Here is a 19,029-nt window from a genome sequence, read left to right on the forward strand (position 1 = left end):
CTGTCATGCCGATCGCCTACTACATCACCCATCCCCAGGTTCAGATCGACACCACCATTCCGGTACCGGATTGGGGCCTGTCCGACGTCGGCCGGGCCAGGGCACACGCAATGCTGGACCAGCCGTGGATCGCATCGATCGGGCGTGTGGTGTCGTCGGGCGAGCGCAAGGCCATCGAAACCGCCGAGGTGCTCGGGCGGCATCTAAATCTTGCCGTGCAGGTCAGGCAGCGGATGCATGAGAACGACCGGTCGGCGACGGGTTTCCTGCCGCCTCCGGAGTTCGAGGCGGTCGCCGATCAGTTCTTCGCCAATCCACACGAAAGCGTTCGCGGCTGGGAGCGGGCCATCGATGCGCAACAGCGCATCGTGAGCGAGGTCGAAGCCGTGCTCGACGTCAACGACGCCGGCAACATTGCTTTCGTCGGACATGGAGGCGTGGGAACGCTCCTGCTGCTATCGCTGAGCGACAGGCAGATCAGCCGCGAAGCGGATCAACCGGCGGGCGGCGGCAACTATTTCGCTTACGATCTCGGCGCGCGCCGCCTCATCCATGGATGGCGGCCGATCGACAGGCTGTCTTGACCGGGCGCTCGGCAGCGTAGGCATGGCGCACAGGCTCTTCTGGTGGCGCAGCAGTTGCTCAAGGATATGGATGGGAGTAATATTTCCTACTATGGAGCAATACAGGAAGGACGCAGCGTGGCAAACGTTGAAAAAATGAGCGTGGCTGTGACCCCGCAACAGGCAGCCCTGATGCGCGAGGCTGTGGAAGCAGGCGAGTATGCCACCGCAAGCGAGATTGTGCGTGAAGCGGTTCGGGATTGGCTGGCCAAGCGCGAACTGCGGCATGACGATACCCGCCGGCTGAGACAGCTGTGGGATGAAGGCAAGGCAAGCGGGAGATCTGAGCCTGTGGATTTCGATATGTTGCGAAAGGAAGCTCGGCGAAAGCTGACGGAAGCCTCGCCGAATGGCCGTTAGGCTGGTCACCCGCAGCCACGGCTGACCTCATCGATATCTACATCATGATAGGCAGCGAAAACATACGGGCGGCCGATCGTTATTATGATCAGTTGGAAGCGCGGGCTCGGCAACTGGCGGACCAGCCGCGCATGGGTGTCAGGCGACCGGATATCAGGCCCTCCGCACGAATGCTGGTGGAGGCGCCGTTTGTACTGCTCTACGAAACCATTCCGGACACGGACGATGGCCCAGTCGACTGGGTTGAAATCGTCCGTGTGGTGGACGGGCGTCGGGATCTGAACCGTCTGTTCTAATGCATGTCGCCCGGAAGTGTCCTCGGTTCCGGGATAACGACATGCATAAAATCAGAAGCTTACAGCAGGTCGGGCGAATCCTATTCGCCGCGACATGCTGTAGCTGTCTAGCGGATCAGCAGCGCTGTGCCCCAAAGCCCGAGCGCGAACACCGTGTGCGACACGAGGTTGAGGGCGCGGATCCGCATCGGGTTCGGCCGCTTTGAAGCCGCCCAGCCGGCGCCCATGCCTGGCGCCAGCAGAAACCAGCCGGCCCCGACGGTGACGATGCCGAGGATGAAGGCGGGCAAGAATGTCGGCGCGGCCAGCCAGCCTGCGCCAACCAGCACTACGAGGATGATGCCGTAGACGATGCCGACGAAGTAATGGAAAGCCCAGCCCAGCGCCTTCTCGTGGGCATAGGGCGCCGCATCGCCGATGTCGTCGTGAAACACCTTGTCGCCGAGATGCCAGACCCAGCGCCCGACCGGCCCCCAGTTCGGCCGTGGCTGGCCGAACGCCTTGTGCAGGAAGAAGGCCCAGATATCCATCAGGACAGTGGCGCCGACGCCGATCGCGATAGCGCGCCAGAAGATGTCAGACATCATTGATCCCCCGGGGAGCCGGCAGTTCTGGAGCGCAGCCGCTTGTCAAGCGAGGCTGGCCGTTGCGGCCTCGCCCTGACTGGCCGTCGAACTTCAGAGCTGGCCGAGAATATGAGCCGCACCGGACTCGTCGACGCCGGGTTTGGTCTCGACATTGAGCGCGGTGACCTTGCCGTCGTCGACAATCATCGAAAACCGCTTTGAGCGCAGGCCCATGCCGCCACCGGACAAGTCCGCGTCAAGACCGACCGCCTTGGCGAAATCGCCATTGCCGTCAGCGAGGAACAGGATCTTGCCTTCGCCGCCGGTGAAGCGCGCCCAGGCGCCCATGACGTGGACGTCGTTGACCGAAACGACGGCGATGGTGTCGACGCCGCGCGCCAGGATCGCGTCATGGTTCTCGAGATAGCCGGGCAGATGGTTGTTGCTGCAAGTCGGCGTGAAAGCGCCGGGAACGCCGAACAGCACCACCTTCTTGCCCGGGAAAATCTCGGCCGACGTGATCGGCTTGGCGCCATCGGCTGTCATGGTCTTGAAGGTCGTCTCGGGCAGCTTGTCGCCAACGGAGATGGTCATGAGTTCCTCGCTTGGGGATTGGGGAAGGACGCGTTTTGCGATAGCGAAACGTGCCTATTTCCGCAACTGGCCAGCAGCCGGTATCGAGACGGCCAAGCTCAAGGAAAAGGCAGCAGCCCTTCGACCGCGCCCGCCGAACTCGTCAGCGTGTAGTGGAGCCCGCCGTCCGTCGGCGTCGTCGAGGGGCGATCGAGGATCGGCACGGTGAAGATCAACTTGCCGTCCTTTTCCGCGCGGGAAGGACTACCGAACATATAATCGCGCTCGCCGGCGACGAAGAAATCCGTTGCCTGCGGATCGCCAGGAAAACTCGCCTCGACCACCAGCGTCTCGTGATCGCCCGGGAGCACCTTGACGCCGAAGTCAGGTTTTGCAGCCGCCGGCAATGCAGTGACACTCGCCTTTACCAATGCCGCGTCGTCGGCATTGTCGGGATCGGAAGCGGGATCGACGCTCAGCCGTGTCTGCACCGGGATGCAGATGGTTTCACAAATGCCGAGAAAGATGTCGGCATCGATAACAGCCGGCTGGTTTGGCGTCGCCAGCGTGAACGTCACCGGCAGCGAAACCGGGTGGTTGTAGCCGGCCCATTTGCCATAGCCATCGTCGTGGCGCTGCGGCGCGGGAAAGGACAGTGTGGCATCGGCAATATTGGTGCTGGCCGATATGTCGAGCTGCGGCGGCACACCTGCGTCCCCCGGGTCGCGCCAGTAGGTCTTCCAGCCGGGTTTGAGCGCGATATCGAGAACACCCTGGATACGGCCGGCATCGTCCGGCTTGCCTGATGTCACCAGCCGCACCTTGCCGCCCTCGCTATTGTACCAGGCGGATGACGAGGCGGTGGCGGGAAGGGAGGTTGCCAATCCGATGGCGGCGCCGAGCAACAGGAGTTTCAAGCTTTGCATGGCGATGATTTGATCGTCCGTTCGTGGCCGCGCAATGATTTCATGGCCTTGCTGATATCATATTTGCGTGACCTTCGCGGGCAAGCCAAGACCGGCCTGGCAATATGGGCTTTGGTCGAATCCGGTACGGCGCATCTTTTCGACGCCCGGGAAACACGGTACCCTGCCTGGCATGGATTTGTTGCGCCACAAGAAGACAGCCGCCGGCGGCGGCTTTCTCGACGATCAGTTCCTGATTGCCATGCCTGGCATGAAGGATGATCGTTTCACGCGCTCGGTCATCTATATCTGCGCCCACAGCGATGAAGGCGCGATGGGCCTGATCATCAACCAGACACAGCAGATGCTGTTTCCGGACCTTCTGGTGCAGCTCGGCATCATGAACGAGCTGGAGGCGATCCGCCTTCCGGCGCAGGCGCGCGATTTCGTCGTGCGCAACGGCGGGCCTGTCGACCGCAGCCGGGGCTTCGTCCTCCATTCGGGCGACTACCGCGTGGACTCCTCGCTCACCGTTTCCGACGACATCTGCCTGACCGCGACCGTCGACATATTGCGGGCGATATCGTCAGGGCGCGGCCCGCGCCGCGCGCTGATGGCGCTCGGCTATTCCGGTTGGGGCGCCGGCCAACTGGAAACCGAGATCGCCGAGAATGGCTGGCTGACCTGCCCGGCGACGCCGGAATTGCTGTTCGACGCCGACATCGAGCGCAAATACGACCGGATTCTCGCCTCGATCGGCATCGATCTCGCGCATCTCAGCATGGCCGCCGGACACGCCTGAGATTCTTCTCAAGCCTGGGTTAGCGGATACTGCTCCTTCAGCGTCTTCAGCACCTGGTCGCCCGGCATCGGCGCGCCGAACATGAAGCTCTGCACATATTCGCAGCCCATCTGGCGCAGCTCCAGCGCATCGCGCTCGTCCGATATGCCCTCGGCGACCACCGACAGGCCGAGTTCATGCGCCATGTTGACCATGGATTTGAGCAGCACCGCGCGTTTGGGCGTGCTGTCGTCGACGAAGCTCTTGTCGATCTTGATGGTGTCGAACGGGAACCGCGTCAGATAGGCGAGCGATGAATAGCCGGTGCCGAAATCGTCCAACGACAGGCCGATGCCGAGCTGCTTCAGCTTGGTCAGCACATGGGCCGTCTGCTCGGGATTGTCCATGACCAGGGATTCGGTGAGTTCGAGCCGGAAGCAGCGAGGCTTCAAATTGGCGCGTGCGATCACGGAACGCACATCGCTGACGAGGTCGCGGCGGATGAGCTGGCGGCTGGACAGGTTGACCGAGACCGACAGCGGCGCATCGCCGATCTGCTTTTGCCATCCTGCGAGATCCTCGGCCGCCTGCTGCATGGCAAACAGCCCAAGCTGTACGATCAGTCCGCAGCTTTCGGCGACCGGGATGAAATCGGCCGGCGGAATCATGCCGCGGCGTGGATGGTCCCAGCGCAGCAACGCTTCGAAGCCGGCGACGCTGCCGTCTTCCAGGCGCACGATCGGCTGGTAGGCCAGCGTGAACTCGCGCCGCTCGATGGCGCGCCGCAGGTCGGATTCGAACTGCAGACGGTCGGTGCCGACGGTGCGGAACGCAGGGCGAAACGGCTCGATCCTGTCGCCGCCGAAGCGCTTGGCCTGATGCATGGCGAGTTCGGCGTCCTTGACCATGTCCTCGGCCGAGGTCTGCGCCGAGGTCCAGGTGATCAGGCCGATAGAGGCGGTCAGCACGATCTCGCGCTTGGCAAAGGTGATCGGGTTGTTGATCGCGTGCTTGATCGCATCGGCCACGCCGGCGATGCGGGCGGGATCCTGCTCGGAAAGCAGCATCAGCGCGAACTGGTCGCCGGCGAAGCGCGACAGAGAATCCTTCGGCTTCAACAGCCGATGCAGGCGGCGCGCGATGGTGAGCAGAATGGTGTCGCCGGCCGAGATGCCGAGCCCGTCATTGACCTGCTTGAAGCGGTCGATGTCGATGACGAAGACGGTCGGCCGCACCTTCTCTTCGGTGCGGGCGATCGAGATGATCGCCTCCAGCCGGTTCATGAACAACTCGCGGTTCGGCAGGCCGGTCAGATTGTCGTGCACGGCGTCGTGCAGCAGTCGCTCCTCGGATTTCTTCTGTTCGGTGACGTCGACCATGGTGCCGACGCAGCGAATGACCTCGCCGTCCGAGCCGATGACCGGGCGCGCGCGCAGGGCAAACCAGTGATAGTGCCCGTCGGCTCCACGCAGGCGGAAATTCTGCGCCACCTTGCCACGGCGATGCTCCAGAACGACGTCGAGCGTCGTGCGGAACGTGTCGCGGTCATCGGCATGCAGCACCGGCAGCCAGTTGCGCGCGGCCCCGCCCAGGCTGTTGGGGGCCAGGCCGAGCTGGATGCTGACATCGGGTTTGGTCACCACGCGGTCGCGCAGCACGTCCCAGTCCCACACCGTATCGCCCGACCCCGCGACGGCCAGCGCCTGTCGCTCGAGATCGGAGAACAGCCCCTGATGCAGCGCACCGCCTGCAAAGGCGTGCTGCATGACGGTGAAGCCGATCAGCAAGATAATCAGGATCAGCCCGCCGCCAAGTGCCGGTTGGGCGATGTCGTTGTCGAGCATGCCGGTGATCGCCATCCACGACCCGCACAGCCACAACAGCACCATGACCCAACTGGGCACCAGCATGATGGCTCGGTCATAACCACGAATGCCGAGGAAGATGATCAGGCCGAGCCCGGTCAGCGCCGTGGCGGCAAACGAGATGCGGGCGATGCCGGCGGCGACCGCCGGATCGACGATGGCGACGCCGGCGATCAGCAGCAGGCCCAGAATCCAGACAAGGGCGCCATAGCTGAAATGGCCGTGCCATCGGTTGAGGTTGAGATAAGCGAACAGGAAGACCACGAAGGTCGCCGCCAGCGCCACCTCCGTTCCGGCCCGCCACATCTGTTCGTTGCCGGGCGAGATCTCGATGACTTTGTTGAGGAAGCCGAAATCGACGCAGATATAGGCAAGCACCGCCCAGGCAAGGGCCGCCGTCGCCGGGAACATCGACGTCCCCTTGACGACGAACAGGATGGTCAGGAACAGCGCCAGAAGGCCGGCGATGCCGATGACGATGCCGCGAAACAGCGTGTAGGAATTGACCGAATCCTTGTAGGATTCCGGATCCCACAGGTAGACCTGCGGCAGCTTCGGCGAAGCGAGTTCGGCGATGAAGGTGATCACCGTGCCGGGATTCAGCGTCACCCGGAACACGTCGGCATCGGGGCTGGTCTGGCGGTCGAGCGCGAAGCCTTCGCTGGGTGTGATGGCGGCGATGCGCGTCGAGCCCAGATCCGGCCAGAAGATGCCGGAATTGACCAGCCGGAAATGCGGCGCGACGATCAGCCTGTCGAGCTGCTGGTCGGTGGTGTTGGCGAGCGCGAAGACAGCCCAGTCGCCGGTCGAGCGGGCATCGTTGGCTTCGACCTCGATGCGCCGTACGATGCCGTCCGGCCCGGGCGCGGTCGACACCTGGAAGTTCTCACCCTGGTTGCGGTAGATCTCGACGGCGCGCGACAGGTCGAGCGCGACATCGTCGCGGGCGATCTTGATGGGTTCGACGGCAAAGGCCGACGAAGCCGCGCACAGCGTCAGCATCGTCGCCAGCAGAAAGGCGAACAGCGGCCCGTTTCGCAGGAAATTCGTCAAAAATCAGTCCTTCGTTCCAGCGCCCGGCGGATCGTCGGCGATCCGGGCGTAGAGGTAGTGGTCCTGCCAGATGCCGTTGATCCTGAGATAGGATCGCAGAAGTCCTTCGCGCCGGAATCCGGCTTTTTCAAGCACGCGGATCGACCGGATATTGTCGGGAATACAGGCGGCTTCGATCCGGTGCAACCTCAGCGTATCGAAGGCGAAGCGGGTCACCACCTTGACCGCGTCGGTCATCAGGCCACGGCCGCCGAAGCGCTCGCCGATCCAGTAGCCGACATGGCCGCTTTGCGAGACGCCGTGGCGTATGTTGCCGAGCGTAATGCCGCCCGCGAGCTTGCCGCTCGACTGCTCGAAGATGAAGAAGGCGATCGCGGTTCCCTGCGCATAGTCCTCGCGGTAGCGACTGATGCGCAGGCGCCATGCCGTGCGGTCGAGTTCGTCGGGGGTCCAGCGCGGCTCCCACGGCTCCAGGAACGCCCGGCTTTCGCCGCGCACCGCCGACCACTCACGGTAGTCGTTGGTGAACGGCACGCGCAGCGTGACGAGGTTGCCCTTCAGTGCCGGCAGGTCACGGCGAAAGAAAGGGAGCGCGAACACGGCGCTTGGGACTTAGACGGCGAGCCTGCGGGCCGTGGTCTGCGTGCCCGGAAGCGAATCGAGGATCGCCTCGTATGGTGCCAGCGTACCCACGGGCCCGACAGCGGTAAGCGTCGGCTTGGTCGAGAACATCCGCGACGACAGATCGGTCAAGCGCTCGACCGTCAGTGCCGCCAGCCGCTCCATCAGCTCTTCCTTTGCGATCGGACGGCCGAACAGGAGCAGTTGCCGCGCGATCTGCGAGGCGCGGCTGGCCGGGCTTTCGGCGGACATGATTAGCCCGGCGCGATACTGGGCGCGCGCGCGGTCGAGTTCTTCCTGCAGGATGCTCTCGCCGGCCTTCTGCAACTCGTCGACGATGACGGGCACCAGCTTGGCGATGTCGCTCTGTCCCGTGGCGGCATGGACGCCGAATATGCCCGTGTCGGAAAAGCCCCAGTGGAAGGCATAGACCGAGTAGCACAGGCCGCGCTTTTCGCGGACTTCCTGGAACAGACGCGATGACATGCCGCCGCCGAGAATCATCGACAGCACCTGAGAGGCGTAGAAATCGCGCACATGGTAGGCGCGGCCCTCGAAACCCAGCACGATCTGCGCGTCCATCAGGTCGCGGTCCTCGCGGAAATCGCCGCCGACATATTGCGCGTATTGCGGAATGGTGCTGTCGGCCTTGCTGCGGAAACCGCCGAGCCGGTTTTCGACCTCGCGCACGAACTTGTCGTGCTTGATGTCGCCGGCGGCCACGATCACCATCCGCTCGGCGCCGTATTGGCGTTCGATGAAATCGTGCAACTGCTTGGAGGTGAAGGATTTTACCGTCTCGGGCGTGCCCAGGATAGAGCGGCCGATGGTCTGGTGGCGGAAGGCCGTCTCGGTGAAACGGTCGAACACGATGTCGTCGGGCGTGTCGTGCGCGGCGCCGATCTCCTGCAGGATGACGTGCTGCTCGCGCTCGAGTTCCTGCGGGTCGAATTCGGACTCCTGCAGTATGTCGGACAGGATGTCGACGGCCAGCGGCACATCGTCGGAGAGCACCCTGGCGTAGTAGGATGTGGTCTCGACGCTGGTGGCGGCATTGATCTCGCCGCCGACGTCCTCGATTTCCGAGGCGATCTCGAAGGCGCTTCGCCGCTTCGTCCCCTTGAACGCCATGTGCTCGAGCAGATGGGCCATGCCATGCTCTTCTTCGCGTTCATTGCGGGCACCCGACTTGACCCAGGCACCCAAGGCAACCGATTCGATACTTGGAAGGGTTTCGGTGGCGACTGTCAGGCCGTTCGACAGACGGCTTACCTCAACACCCATATGGCTCGTACTCCTTAACGCGCCGCCCGCGCGCGGCGGCTGACGTAATCTTCCACCATTTTGAGGTCCGATGGAAGTACCGTGTATTTTTCCTCAAATGTCATCAATCCCCCTAGCCATGCGGGCAGGGCGGGCGAGACCCCGCTGGCGGCTTCGACGGCGGCAGGAAATTTCGCAGGGTGGGCGGTGCCCAGCACCACCATCGGCACGGCGCCAGCCTTGCTCGCCGCCACGTGCATGGCCGCCGCCGTGTGCGGATCGAGCAGGTAGTTGCTGTTTGCCAGCGTCGAGCGGATGGTGGCGGCAACCTCGTCCATATCGGCGCGGCCGGCGTCGAATTCGGACCGCATCCCGGCGATTTCCGCGGCTTCGATGGTGAAAGCGCCCGATTGCTTCAGGCCGGCCATGTAGCGCCGCACCGTTGCCGCATCGCGATTTGAGGCCTCGAACAGCAGGCGTTCGAAGTTCGACGAAACCTGGATGTCCATCGACGGCGAGGTGGTCGCAAAGACCCCCTTGGTCCGGTATTCGCCGGTCGCAAAGGTGCGTGCCAATATGTCGTTGTCATTGGTGGCGATGACCAGCCGTTCGATCGGCAGGCCCATCTTCTTGGCGGCATAGCCGGCGAAGATATCGCCGAAATTGCCGGTCGGCACGGTGAAGGAGACCGGCCTGTCCGGTGCGCCGAGCGAGAGTGCCGAGGAGAAATAATAGACGATCTGGGCCATGATCCGCGCCCAGTTGATCGAATTGACGCCCGACAGCGACACCTGGTCGCGGAAGCCGTGATCGTTGAACATATCCTTCAGCAGGCCCTGACAGTCGTCGAAATTGCCCTCTATCGCCAGCGCATGGACATTTTCAGCCGTCGACGTGGTCATCTGCCGCTGCTGCACCGGCGAGACGCGGCCATGCGGAAAAAGGATGAAGATGTCGGTGCGGCTGCGCCCGGCAAAGGCATCGATGGCCGCGCCGCCGGTATCGCCCGACGTGGCGCCGACGATGGTCGCATGTTGGCCGCGTTCGGCAAGCACATGGTCCATCAACCGGGCAAGCAACTGCATCGCCACGTCCTTGAACGCCAGCGTCGGCCCATGAAAGAGTTCGAGGACAAAAGTGTTGGCGCCGGTCTGCACCAGCGGGCAGACAGCCTCATGGCGGAACGTGGCATAGGCTTCGCGGACGAGACGCTCGAAGACCGGCGCGGCGATCTCGCCGCCGAGAAACGGCGTCAACACGCGTATGGCGAGGTCGGGATAGGCAAGGCCGCGCATGGCGCGGATGTCTGCCGGCGAGAAGTGCGGCCATTCGCGCGGCACATAGAGCCCGCCATCGCGCGCCAGCCCAGTCAGGATGGCGTCGGAAAATCCAAGCGCGGGCGCTTCCCCGCGGGTACTCACATAATGCATGTCACAGATCCGTTTGCCGCCTGATTTTTCCGTTCACCACAAGGTGGTTAATTTCTGCACCGGCTCTAGTCGCATTTTTGCCGCGCGGTTGATATACGTCACCAGCTTTGCGAGAGGGAAGTGCAGTTTCATGGCGTTTCGTATATCAAGTGGTCGCTTTTTGGCGGGTCTTGTGCTCACGGGCTTTATGCTTGCCGCCGCCGGCTGCCAATCAGGCGACAATGGCATCCTGAACCTCGGTTTCGGCAAGAAGGACCCGACGGCGCCTCCGCCGCCACAGGATCCCAAGGTGCTTGCCAGCCAGCTGAACGCCTATTGCCCTAGGGTGACGGTGCGCGATGGCACCGCCTTCTTCAACACCTATGTCAACGAGGTCCAGAAGCCAAAACCGAAGCTCAAGAAGACCGGCGACGCGGCCGCGGATGCCGCGGCCCAGGCCGCGGCTGACGCCGCTGCTGCTACGCCGCCCGACGATTCGGCGAGGATCATTTATCAGGCGTCGATCAGCGACGTGACCCGCGATTGCAGCCGTGCCGACGGACAACTGACGATGAAGATAGCGGTTGCCGGCAAAATCGTACCGGGACCGAAGTTCACGCCGGGCACCATCACCATGCCGATCCGCACGGCGGTAATGCATGGCACCGACGTACTTTATTCGCAGATCCACCAGTACCAGGTTCAGGTGACCGATCCCTCGGTCGCCACCCAGTTTGTCTTCACCGATTCCAATGTCGTCATACCAGCGCCAACGGCCGCGGACTATCAGGCCTATGCCGGTTATGATGAAACCGCGCCCAAGGCGACGACCGACAAGCCGAAGCGCAAGAAGAAGAAAGCAACGAACTGAACGAAGCCCAGGTGCCTCGCGGCGAGTTTGCCGAGGCGCATCGTCACATGCAGGGGACAACGGCGGCATCGCTGGCCGACCAAGACCCCCACGCAGTCAACCGAGCTACTCGGGCAGTCCCGCGCGTCGTAGTGCGCTTCCAAGAGCCTCCGCGAGCGCGGGCGCGCAATTCACGCCTGCGAACTGGCGGCTGTAGCGAAAGCCAGGCTGAAGCTCGAGCACGCGAGCGGCGGCCACCTCCGCTTCATCCAATCGGCCAAGGTTGGCCAGCGCGGCAGCCAATTGCACATAAGTGATACTATGCGCCGGGTTGGCTTGAACGGACTTGTAGGCCGCACGGCAAGCTTCTTCGTAACGACCGCGCAGCAAATGGCTCATTGCTTGAGCGTCAAATGCCGCCCAAGTCCACGAATCGAACGGGCTTAGCCGCATACCCTGCTCGCTCCATTCTATCGCGCGCTCGGCTTCGCCGCTCCATCCGAGGATGACGCTGCCAAGAATGTAGGTCAGCGCCGATGACGGACTGATGGCGAGCGCGGCCTCCAATGCAGTAAATGCAGCGGCGCGATCGTGGGCATCCATTCCGATGGAAAAGCCGGCCCAAGTCAGAGCGAGCGCGTCGTCCTGTCCATGGACAATGGCAGACCGGGCGTGACGGATCGAAGACGCACGGTTGATTTCCTGCAAGCCGGCGCGAAGAAACAGGCAATGGTGGCACATCGCGGCATTGCCATGCGCCAGCGCATAAGTCGGTTCGAGTCCGATAGCACGGTCAAGAAGCAGCAGCGCTCTGGTCACTTGCCTCGGCATGCCTGAATCGACGTCAGGCTGGGCTTGCAGCACGAGATCGTAGGCATCGAGGCTGTCAGGCCGCTTCCGCTTGACACGTTCGATTTCGGCTTTCCGCACGCTCGGCGCAATTGCGCCGACTGCTGACAGCGCAATCTCGTCTTGAAGCGCAAAGATGTCTTCGGAGCTACGGTCGTAGCGCTCGGCCCATACATGCGCACCGGTCGATGCATCGATCATCTGCCCGGTAACACGCACATTACCGCCGGCCTTGCGCACACTGCCTTCGAGGACATAGCGAACGCCGAGCTCGCGACCGACCTGCTTCACGTCCACGACGCGACCCTTGTAGGTGAAGGTCGAGTTTCGTGCGATGACGAACAGCCACTTGATGCGTGCCAGGCCTGTGATGATGTCGTCCACCATTCCATCGGCGAAGTACTCCTGCTGCGGATCGCCGCTCAAGTTGGAGAACGGCAGGACCGCGATGGAAGGCTTCTCAGGCAAGGTCGGCGCCGACGCGGCGCGGACGGCTGCCGAGGCTTCAGGAACATCCCTGGTGACAGCCGGTCCGACATAGCGATAACCGCGGCGCGGCAATGTTTCGATCCAGCTGTCGACATTCGCCGTGTCAGCCAGGACGCGGCGCAAGGCCGCGATCTGAACCGTCAAATTGTTATCGGCAACCGCCAATCCGCCCCATCCGGCCTCGATCAGCGCGTCCTTGGATACGGGAACGCCCGCATTCTGGATCAGCAGGCGCAGCAGCGCGACGGCGCGTTGCCCAAGTATGGTCGGCTCACCCCAGCAAAAGAGAATGCCCACCTCCGGATCAAGGCGGAACGGGCCGAACTGGTAGAGGTCGCCCCTTACGGTCATCAGAGTCTTTTAGCAAATTTTTGGGAACGGATTCACGACTTTCCGCCACGAACGGCCGATGTTGCACAAATGCTTGTTAAAAGCATGCGCCCAGCCAAAGGAGGGTTATATGAGCGCCAATGCCTTCATCCGCAGGCCCGATGAGAAGAAGGGCGTCATGCTGCGTGGTCATCCCATGGCTTTCCTCGTAACCGGCAAGAATACCAGGCACACCAGCATGTTCGATTGGACGATCCCCCCGCAGTTCGCCACCGGGCGGCATGTGCACCGGGTGCAGGAGGAGACCTTCTACCTGCTCGACGGCGAGTGTGAGTGGCATTTCGGCGACGAGACGATCCGCGCGACGCCTGGAACCTTTCTGTTCATCCCGCCGGGGGTGCCGCACAACATCACCAATGTCAGCGAGAAACCGGCTCGCGTGCTGATGACCGTTTCTCCGCCTGGCCATGAGCATTATTTCGAAGAGCTCGCCAGCCTCGCGGCGCAGGGGGCGCCGGATCCAAAAGCCCTCGCCGATCTGCGAAATCGCTACGACACCGACCAGCTCTCGACTTTGACGACACGCGCGTAGGCTCGTCACCAGACTTCGATGGCCGCTCCGGGCTTTTCTGAGTTCGGACCTTTCTTCCGCGAGCCGCCGGACGCGCTTCGGGAACGACACTGGCTAAGCAAGGGTCGGACGCGCTGGAAATCTTCGCGAGCAGAGTTTCCAGCGCGCCGCCCTAGAGCCGGATGATTTCAGGTCGAGTCGACCTGAAATCCGAACCGTCTCTAAATCAAAGAGATAGAGCATGATGTCGTCCGAAAACCGCTTCACACTTTTCGGCATCATGCTCTAGGCGTCTTCCGACCATTCCGACAGCGCCGCGATCACGCTTTTCAGCTCCGCCCAGCGGCGGATCACCGTTTCGGCGCCGGCCTCCGTCAGGGCATCGGCGTGGCCGGGATAGCTGTGGCTGGCGCCCGTAAAACCGATCACGCGCATGCCGGCGGCCTTGGCGCCGGTGACGCCATGCACGGAATCCTCGATGACGAAGGTGTTCGCCGGGTTGGCGGCGAGCTTTTCGGCGGCATGCAGGAACACGTCCGGAGCCGGCTTGGTCTTGCCGGTCGGCGTCTCCATCGCCGAGAAGATGCGCCCGGCGAAGAATGGCAGCAGATGCACCTTCTCCAGCATGAACTCGATCCGCTCCGAACGTGAATTGGAGCAGATGCAGCGCTGCGCCGTGACCGAGGCGACCGCTTCGCGCACACCCTCGATGGCACGCACGTCGCTGCGCAGTTTGCGGTCGACCAGTTCCTCGGCGCGATCGATCAGCGACACCTGGAACGGGATCTTGGACTTCTCCTCGATCCGCATCAGTATGTCCTTGAAGGTCAGGCCGGCGTAGGTCTCGGCAATTTCCTCCGCCGAGATTTCATATCCGGCCAGGGTGATCAATTCGGCCTCGACCCGCGCGGCGATGATTTCGGAATCGACGAGCACGCCGTCGCAATCGAAGATGACAAGGTCTGGCTGGGGCATGGTGATCCGGACGATGGAGGATGGAGGGATGGCCACTCAGGGTCCAAGCGGCGCGGCATACACCAATGACCGGGCCTTCGCAAATCTGGTGGCCATCCGCGCGCCTTCACCGAATATTTACGCTGATCGGTAACCATAACGGGGAGTAAACAGTAACGCGTGCATTGGGTGTAAAAATGTCAGCCGTGCGTCTTCTCGACGAGCTCTCCCACGCTCCTCAGCAATCCGAATGGCTGGACACCATCCTGAAAGGCGATTGCGTCGCGGCTCTTGACCGCCTGCCCGAAAAATCGATCGACGTTATTTTTGCCGATCCGCCCTACAATCTGCAGCTCGACGGCGATCTGCACCGTCCCGACCAGTCCAAGGTCGATGCGGTCGACGACGACTGGGACCAGTTCGAGAGTTTTGAAGCCTATGACGCCTTCACCCGCGCCTGGCTGCTGGCGGCGCGCCGCGTGCTGAAGCCCAATGGCACGATCTGGGTCATCGGCTCCTACCACAACATCTTCCGGGTCGGCGCCAAGATGCAGGATCTCGGCTTCTGGATTCTCAATGACGTGGTCTGGCGCAAGACCAACCCGATGCCGAATTTCCGCGGCCGCCGCTTCCAGAACGCGCATGAGACGATGATCTGGGCCTCGCGCGACCAGAAGGGCAAGGGCTATACCTTCAACTATGAAGCGTTGAAGGCATCGAACGACGATATCCAGATGCGCTCCGACTGGCTGTTTCCGATCTGCACCGGCGGCGAGCGCTTGAAGAACGACAATGGCGACAAGCTGCATCCAACGCAGAAGCCCGAGGCGCTGCTTGCCCGCATCATGATGGCCTCGACCAAGCCGGGTGACGTCGTGCTCGACCCGTTCTTCGGCTCCGGCACGACGGGTGCCGTGGCCAAGCGCCTCGGCCGCCACTTCGTCGGCATCGAGCGCGAACAGGCCTATATCGACGCCGCCAATGAGCGCATCGATGCCGTGCGGCCGCTCGACGAAGCGGATCTCACCGTGCTTACCGGCAAACGCGCCGAGCCGCGCGTCGCCTTCGTCAGCCTGATCGACACCGGGCTGGTGACGCCCGGCGCCACGCTCTATGACGCCAAGAAGCGCTGGGCCGCTAAGGTTCGCGCCGATGGCACCGTTGCGATCGGCGACAGCGCCGGCTCGATCCACAAGATCGGCGCCGAGGTGCAGGGGCTAGACGCCTGCAACGGCTGGACCTTCTGGCATTATGAGCGCAGCGGCGGGCTGACCCCGATCGACGAGTTGCGCCGCATTGCCCGTCTCGGCATGGAGCGGGCAGGGGGCTGACCCCCCCTGCCGCTTGCCTCATATTCGTTGATTCAAAATCTCAACGGATCGCCGCAACCGATAGAGATCACGCCTTGATTCCAAAGCGTTGAAGATCTGCTTGCAGCGTCCCGGCATCGGTGAACAGCACCGCTTGCCAGCCGGCGGCCTTGGCGCCGTCGACATTCTTCTGGCTGTCGTCGATGAACAGCGTCGCGGACGGCTCGAGGCCGAACGCAGCCACGTGATGGTCGTAAATGCCGCGGTCCGGCTTGATCTTGCCGATCTCGCCGGAGATAGTGACGCCGCGCGGGCGATCCAGAAAATCGAAGCGTTCGCGCGCTTCGGCAAGCGTGTCGGAGGCAAAGTTGGTCAGCATGGTGACATCATGGCCGCTTTCGATCAGGCCGAGCATGATGGCGACGCTGTCGTCATAGGCGTGCGGAACCATCTCGTGCCAGTGGCGGCGGAAATTGCGGATGTTTTCGGCGTGCTCGGGGTGCTCCGCAACCAGTAGCGCCTCGGCCTCTTCCCATGTCCGGCCGCGATCCTGTTCGATGTTCCAGTCATGCGTGCAGACATTGTCGAAGAACCATTTTCGCTCTTCGGCATCGGGAATGAGGCGGCTGAACGGGATGTTCGGATCGTAGTGGATCAGCACGCGGCCGATGTCGAAAACGATGTGGCGGATTTCAGTCATGGGGCCTCTTTGTACTCAATGGCGACGGCTTTTTCGTCGCGCCGGGTATCGCAGCCTCGATTGCCTTTTTCATGACAGTGGGCAGCGCCTCGCCCGAAATCTCATGGGCGGGCGACCAGAAATACCCTGCCAGTGCATCACCTTTGATGTGGGCGCGAAAGACTTCGAGTTCGAGAGCAAAATGGGTGAAGACATGCGTGATGGTTCCAGCGTGCCGCCAGTCGCCGGGAAAAGGCGCCGCGGCTTGCGTCGTGGCTCCGTCGACCCGCGCTGTCCAGGCGGTGGTCGGCACTTCCGTCATGCCGCCGAGCAGCCCCTTTTCCGGTCGCTTGCGCAAGAGAAGGGAGCCGTCCTCGCGCGTGGCCACGAAAGCCGCGCCGCGCCGCAGCGGTTTGTCGGCCTTCGGCAGCCGCACCGGGAAATTCTCGGGATCGCCTGCAATGACGGCGCTGCAGTCCTCGCGCAGCGGGCACAGCATGCAGCGCGGCCGGCGTGGCGTGCAGATCGTGGCGCCGAGATCCATCATCGCCTGGGCGAAGTCGCCGGGCCTTGTCGCCGGCACCATGCGCTCGACATGGGCCCGTATCTCGGCCTTGGCTTCGCTCAGCGGCGTCGTGATCGAAAACAGTCGTGAGATGACGCGTTCGACATTGCCGTCGACAACGGCGGAGGGACGGTCGAAGGCGATTGCCGTGATGGCCGCCGACGTATAGGCGCCGATCCCCGGCAATTCCCGGAGTCCGGTCTCGGTGTCGGGAAACCGGCCGCCGCGCGCCGCCACCAGATCGGCACAGGCCTTGAGATTGCGGGCGCGGGAGTAATAGCCGAGCCCCGCCCAGGCTTTCATCACATCCTCGGTCGGCGCCGCGGCCAGCGCTTCGACGTCGGGCCATTTCTCGACAAAGGCACGGAAATAGGATTTCACCGCTTCGACGGTGGTCTGCTGCAGCATCACCTCGGACAGCCAGATACGGTACGGGTCGGGCCGCACACCGCGTGCATGCTCGCGCGGGGTGATGCGCCACGGCAGTTCGCGATGATGCGTGTCGTACCAGGCGAGCAGGCGTGACGCCGTATCGTTCGAGATGGCTTTGCTTGTCGGAGCCTTGCGGGTCTGGTCTGCTGGTGCCATTGATCTTGTGTTGGCCTGGCCGATATCTGCTGGGTCGTGGCTGGAGAACGCACATGGCAGGGAAAAGGCCCTTCGGCAATCCCGTTCCGGTGAGCGATCTCGCCACCGAGATCCTCGACCCGGTGCTGCGCAAGCGGGCCGGCATCTCGATTGGTCTCGTCCAGTCCTGGGAAGAGATTGCCGGACCGCGCCTCGCGAAACACTCGCGGCCCGAAAAGATCCAGTGGCCGCGCCGCCTGCACGAGGATGATCCGTTCGAGCCGGCCGTGCTGGTCATCGCCTGCGAAGGCATGGCCGCGCTTCATCTGCAGCACGAGACCGGCGAGATCATCAACCGGGTCAACGCCTTCCTCGGCTTTACCGCGATAGGCCGCATCAGGATCGTGCAGAAGCCGGTAAGCTCCGGAAAGGCCCGGCCCAGACCTGCCCTCAGGCCACTGAGCGCGGCGGAAAAGGCGAAATTGGCCGATACTGTCGGGCTGATCGAGGATGACGGGCTGCGCGCCTCGCTGGAAAGGCTGGGTGCGACCATTTTGGGCGGAAGGAAAGCCTAGTTCCGACTGGAAACAGTCATAGGTTTGTCGTTAATCTCGCGCTTTCGTGATCACCCTTGTTAGGTTTCGCGATTGGATTGGGGACAGGGATGCCTTAATTCGCGCCAACTCTCGCTTTTTCGTGCCATTGCATTGCAAAATTAACCCTTATCAGGTGATTCGTATGAGCCGTTCCCCGTTTGGTCAAAGCTTCTCTCGCAGAAACGTCCTGACTTCGCTGGCCGCCGTCCCGGCGGTGGCTCTGCTCGCCGCCTGCAGCGATTCCGGCGAACAGGCCAAGGCTGCGGATGTCAAGCCCGCGGACCCGGCAACGGCCGCAAAGCCGGCCACCCCCGCCGCGGTCCAGGTGCCGGAGGCGCAAGGCACGGTGGATATGGCCGAATTGCTGAAGCCGGGTGCGCTGCCCGACAAGCAGCTCGGCAAGGATGACGCCAAGGTCACCATCGTCGAATACGCCTCGATGACCTGCCCGCACTGCGCGCATTTCGCCGAGACCACCTTCCCGGAATTGAAGAAGAAGTACATCGATACCGGCAAGGCCCGCTACATCCTGCGCGAATTCCCGTTCGATCCGAGCGCAGAAGCCGGTTTCATGCTGGCGCGCTGCGCCAAGGACAACTATTTCCCGATGGTCGATGTCCTGTTCAGGCAGCAGGCGAACTGGGTTGGCGTCTCCAACACCAAGGAGGCGCTGCTGCAAATCTCCAAGCTGGCCGGTTTTACACAGGAGTCCTTCGAGGCCTGCTTGACGGACCAGAAACTTCTGGACGATGTGAGATCGGTCCAGAAGCGTGGCGCCAATGAATTCAAGGTCGACTCGACACCGACCTTCTTCATCAACGGTAAGACCTACAAAGGGGCGATGTCGATTGAGGAAATGTCGGCCATCATCGACCCTCTGCTCTGACATCGGCTCAGCGGCGAAGCGGCAGCGCTCCGGCGCTGCTTGCCTCTCTATCTGTTCACGCGCCATGC

The 19,029-nt window shown here is 62.7% G+C and carries 19 protein-coding genes and 1 pseudogene; 9 read left to right on the forward strand and 11 right to left on the reverse strand.

The features are described 5' to 3' along the window. Window positions 1–5: 5 nt before the first annotated feature. From LB543_RS29265 to LB543_RS29275, 3 genes and pseudogenes are all read left to right on the forward strand, one after another. Window positions 6–584, forward strand: a complete 579-nt coding sequence (locus tag LB543_RS29265) for a histidine phosphatase family protein (RefSeq protein ID WP_224616626.1) — start codon at window positions 6–8, stop codon at window positions 582–584. Window positions 585–755: 171 nt separating this feature from the next. Continuing rightward, window positions 756–983, forward strand: a complete 228-nt coding sequence (locus LB543_RS29270; RefSeq protein WP_411908794.1) for a type II toxin-antitoxin system ParD family antitoxin — start codon at window positions 756–758, stop codon at window positions 981–983. Next, window positions 980–1,279: pseudogene (locus tag LB543_RS29275) on the forward strand (type II toxin-antitoxin system RelE/ParE family toxin); the annotation flags it as partial. The gene LB543_RS29270 and the pseudogene LB543_RS29275, both read left to right, overlap by 4 nt. Window positions 1,280–1,386: 107 nt before the next feature. Here the strand turns inward: LB543_RS29275 and LB543_RS29280 are convergent. From LB543_RS29280 to LB543_RS29290, 3 genes are all read right to left on the reverse strand, one after another. Continuing rightward, window positions 1,387–1,863 carry a DUF2938 domain-containing protein gene (locus LB543_RS29280; RefSeq protein ID WP_140761085.1) on the reverse strand — a complete coding sequence of 159 codons (477 nt, stop codon included), beginning with the start codon at window positions 1,861–1,863 and terminating at the stop codon, window positions 1,387–1,389. A gap of 93 nt (window positions 1,864–1,956) precedes the next feature. After that, a complete protein-coding gene (locus tag LB543_RS29285; RefSeq protein ID WP_140761083.1) occupies window positions 1,957–2,439 on the reverse strand; it encodes a peroxiredoxin in 483 nt (160 codons plus the stop codon). A 98-nt stretch (window positions 2,440–2,537) separates the two neighbouring features. After that, a complete protein-coding gene (locus tag LB543_RS29290) occupies window positions 2,538–3,344 on the reverse strand; it encodes a protein-disulfide reductase DsbD domain-containing protein (RefSeq protein ID WP_140761081.1) in 807 nt (268 codons plus the stop codon). 172 nt (window positions 3,345–3,516) lie between these two features. Here LB543_RS29290 and LB543_RS29295 point away from each other — a divergent pair, with 172 nt between their 5' ends. Further along, complete coding sequence (locus tag LB543_RS29295) at window positions 3,517–4,125, forward strand: YqgE/AlgH family protein (protein ID WP_140761079.1); 609 nt, start codon at window positions 3,517–3,519, stop codon at window positions 4,123–4,125. A gap of 8 nt (window positions 4,126–4,133) precedes the next feature. Here the strand turns inward: LB543_RS29295 and LB543_RS29300 are convergent, their stop codons facing one another. From LB543_RS29300 to thrC, 4 genes are read right to left on the reverse strand one after another with little or no spacing between them, the layout of a single operon-like run. Further along, entirely contained in the window at window positions 4,134–7,022 is a 2,889-nt protein-coding gene (locus LB543_RS29300) for an EAL domain-containing protein (RefSeq protein ID WP_127873126.1), read from the reverse strand. 3 nt (window positions 7,023–7,025) lie between these two features. Beyond that, window positions 7,026–7,622, reverse strand: a complete 597-nt coding sequence (locus LB543_RS29305; protein WP_224598262.1) for a GNAT family N-acetyltransferase — start codon at window positions 7,620–7,622, stop codon at window positions 7,026–7,028. 12 nt (window positions 7,623–7,634) lie between these two features. Further along, complete coding sequence (locus LB543_RS29310) at window positions 7,635–8,927, reverse strand: M16 family metallopeptidase (RefSeq protein WP_224598260.1); 1,293 nt, start codon at window positions 8,925–8,927, stop codon at window positions 7,635–7,637. Window positions 8,928–8,941: 14 nt separating this feature from the next. Continuing rightward, a complete protein-coding gene (thrC, locus tag LB543_RS29315; protein WP_224616627.1) occupies window positions 8,942–10,336 on the reverse strand; it encodes a threonine synthase in 1,395 nt (464 codons plus the stop codon). Window positions 10,337–10,466: 130 nt separating this feature from the next. Here thrC and LB543_RS29320 point away from each other — a divergent pair, with 130 nt between their 5' ends. Beyond that, a complete protein-coding gene (locus LB543_RS29320; protein ID WP_224616628.1) occupies window positions 10,467–11,186 on the forward strand; it encodes a hypothetical protein in 720 nt (239 codons plus the stop codon). A gap of 105 nt (window positions 11,187–11,291) precedes the next feature. Here LB543_RS29320 and LB543_RS29325 read toward each other — a convergent pair whose 3' ends face one another. Continuing rightward, window positions 11,292–12,854 (reverse strand): winged helix-turn-helix domain-containing tetratricopeptide repeat protein, encoded by a 1,563-nt coding sequence (locus LB543_RS29325; protein ID WP_224616629.1) that lies wholly within the window; start codon window positions 12,852–12,854, stop codon window positions 11,292–11,294. 109 nt (window positions 12,855–12,963) lie between these two features. Here LB543_RS29325 and LB543_RS29330 point away from each other — a divergent pair, with 109 nt between their 5' ends. Continuing rightward, on the forward strand, window positions 12,964–13,425 hold the full coding sequence (locus tag LB543_RS29330) for a cupin domain-containing protein (protein WP_224616630.1): 462 nt from the start codon (window positions 12,964–12,966) through the stop codon (window positions 13,423–13,425). A gap of 264 nt (window positions 13,426–13,689) precedes the next feature. Here the strand turns inward: LB543_RS29330 and LB543_RS29335 are convergent, their stop codons facing one another. Further along, on the reverse strand, window positions 13,690–14,379 hold the full coding sequence (locus tag LB543_RS29335; protein WP_140761118.1) for an HAD family hydrolase: 690 nt from the start codon (window positions 14,377–14,379) through the stop codon (window positions 13,690–13,692). 176 nt (window positions 14,380–14,555) lie between these two features. Between LB543_RS29335 and LB543_RS29340 the strand changes: the two genes are divergently transcribed. Beyond that, the gene (locus LB543_RS29340) at window positions 14,556–15,689 is read left to right on the forward strand and encodes a site-specific DNA-methyltransferase (protein ID WP_127278140.1); all 1,134 of its coding nucleotides are present in this window, start codon (window positions 14,556–14,558) and stop codon (window positions 15,687–15,689) included. 67 nt (window positions 15,690–15,756) lie between these two features. Here LB543_RS29340 and LB543_RS29345 read toward each other — a convergent pair whose 3' ends face one another. Together LB543_RS29345 and mutY are read right to left on the reverse strand one after the other, a co-directional pair. Continuing rightward, window positions 15,757–16,368 carry an HAD family hydrolase gene (locus LB543_RS29345; protein ID WP_224616631.1) on the reverse strand — a complete coding sequence of 204 codons (612 nt, stop codon included), beginning with the start codon at window positions 16,366–16,368 and terminating at the stop codon, window positions 15,757–15,759. Then, a complete protein-coding gene (mutY, locus tag LB543_RS29350) occupies window positions 16,361–17,500 on the reverse strand; it encodes an A/G-specific adenine glycosylase (protein WP_224616632.1) in 1,140 nt (379 codons plus the stop codon). The genes LB543_RS29345 and mutY overlap by 8 nt, the downstream gene beginning before the upstream one ends. Before the next feature lie 53 nt (window positions 17,501–17,553). Between mutY and LB543_RS29355 the strand changes: the two genes are divergently transcribed. Together LB543_RS29355 and LB543_RS29360 are read left to right on the forward strand one after the other, a co-directional pair. Beyond that, a complete protein-coding gene (locus LB543_RS29355; RefSeq protein WP_224616633.1) occupies window positions 17,554–18,054 on the forward strand; it encodes a DUF721 domain-containing protein in 501 nt (166 codons plus the stop codon). Between the two features lie 163 nt (window positions 18,055–18,217). Continuing rightward, window positions 18,218–18,961, forward strand: coding sequence for a DsbA family protein (locus tag LB543_RS29360; RefSeq protein ID WP_224616634.1), 744 nt, complete (start codon window positions 18,218–18,220; stop codon window positions 18,959–18,961). Window positions 18,962–19,029: the final 68 nt, after the last annotated feature.

This window comes from Mesorhizobium sp. ESP7-2 (assembly GCF_020164715.1).
Taxonomy (GTDB): Bacteria; Pseudomonadota; Alphaproteobacteria; order Rhizobiales; family Rhizobiaceae; genus Mesorhizobium.

Coding starts and splice junctions, on each gene's coding strand:
- LB543_RS29265 (WP_224616626.1), top strand. CDS start 6: ATGCCGATCGCCTACTACATCACCCATCCCCAGGTTCAGATCGACACC.
- LB543_RS29270 (WP_411908794.1), top strand. CDS start 756: ATGCGCGAGGCTGTGGAAGCAGGCGAGTATGCCACCGCAAGCGAGATT.
- LB543_RS29280 (WP_140761085.1), bottom strand. CDS start 1,863: ATGTCTGACATCTTCTGGCGCGCTATCGCGATCGGCGTCGGCGCCACT.
- LB543_RS29285 (WP_140761083.1), bottom strand. CDS start 2,439: ATGACCATCTCCGTTGGCGACAAGCTGCCCGAGACGACCTTCAAGACC.
- LB543_RS29290 (WP_140761081.1), bottom strand. CDS start 3,344: ATGCAAAGCTTGAAACTCCTGTTGCTCGGCGCCGCCATCGGATTGGCA.
- LB543_RS29295 (WP_140761079.1), top strand. CDS start 3,517: ATGGATTTGTTGCGCCACAAGAAGACAGCCGCCGGCGGCGGCTTTCTC.
- LB543_RS29310 (WP_224598260.1), bottom strand. CDS start 8,927: ATGGGTGTTGAGGTAAGCCGTCTGTCGAACGGCCTGACAGTCGCCACC.
- thrC (WP_224616627.1), bottom strand. CDS start 10,336: ATGCATTATGTGAGTACCCGCGGGGAAGCGCCCGCGCTTGGATTTTCC.
- LB543_RS29320 (WP_224616628.1), top strand. CDS start 10,467: ATGGCGTTTCGTATATCAAGTGGTCGCTTTTTGGCGGGTCTTGTGCTC.
- LB543_RS29325 (WP_224616629.1), bottom strand. CDS start 12,854: ATGACCGTAAGGGGCGACCTCTACCAGTTCGGCCCGTTCCGCCTTGAT.
- LB543_RS29330 (WP_224616630.1), top strand. CDS start 12,964: ATGAGCGCCAATGCCTTCATCCGCAGGCCCGATGAGAAGAAGGGCGTC.
- LB543_RS29335 (WP_140761118.1), bottom strand. CDS start 14,379: ATGCCCCAGCCAGACCTTGTCATCTTCGATTGCGACGGCGTGCTCGTC.
- LB543_RS29340 (WP_127278140.1), top strand. CDS start 14,556: ATGTCAGCCGTGCGTCTTCTCGACGAGCTCTCCCACGCTCCTCAGCAA.
- LB543_RS29345 (WP_224616631.1), bottom strand. CDS start 16,368: ATGACTGAAATCCGCCACATCGTTTTCGACATCGGCCGCGTGCTGATC.
- mutY (WP_224616632.1), bottom strand. CDS start 17,500: ATGGCACCAGCAGACCAGACCCGCAAGGCTCCGACAAGCAAAGCCATC.
- LB543_RS29355 (WP_224616633.1), top strand. CDS start 17,554: ATGGCAGGGAAAAGGCCCTTCGGCAATCCCGTTCCGGTGAGCGATCTC.
- LB543_RS29360 (WP_224616634.1), top strand. CDS start 18,218: ATGAGCCGTTCCCCGTTTGGTCAAAGCTTCTCTCGCAGAAACGTCCTG.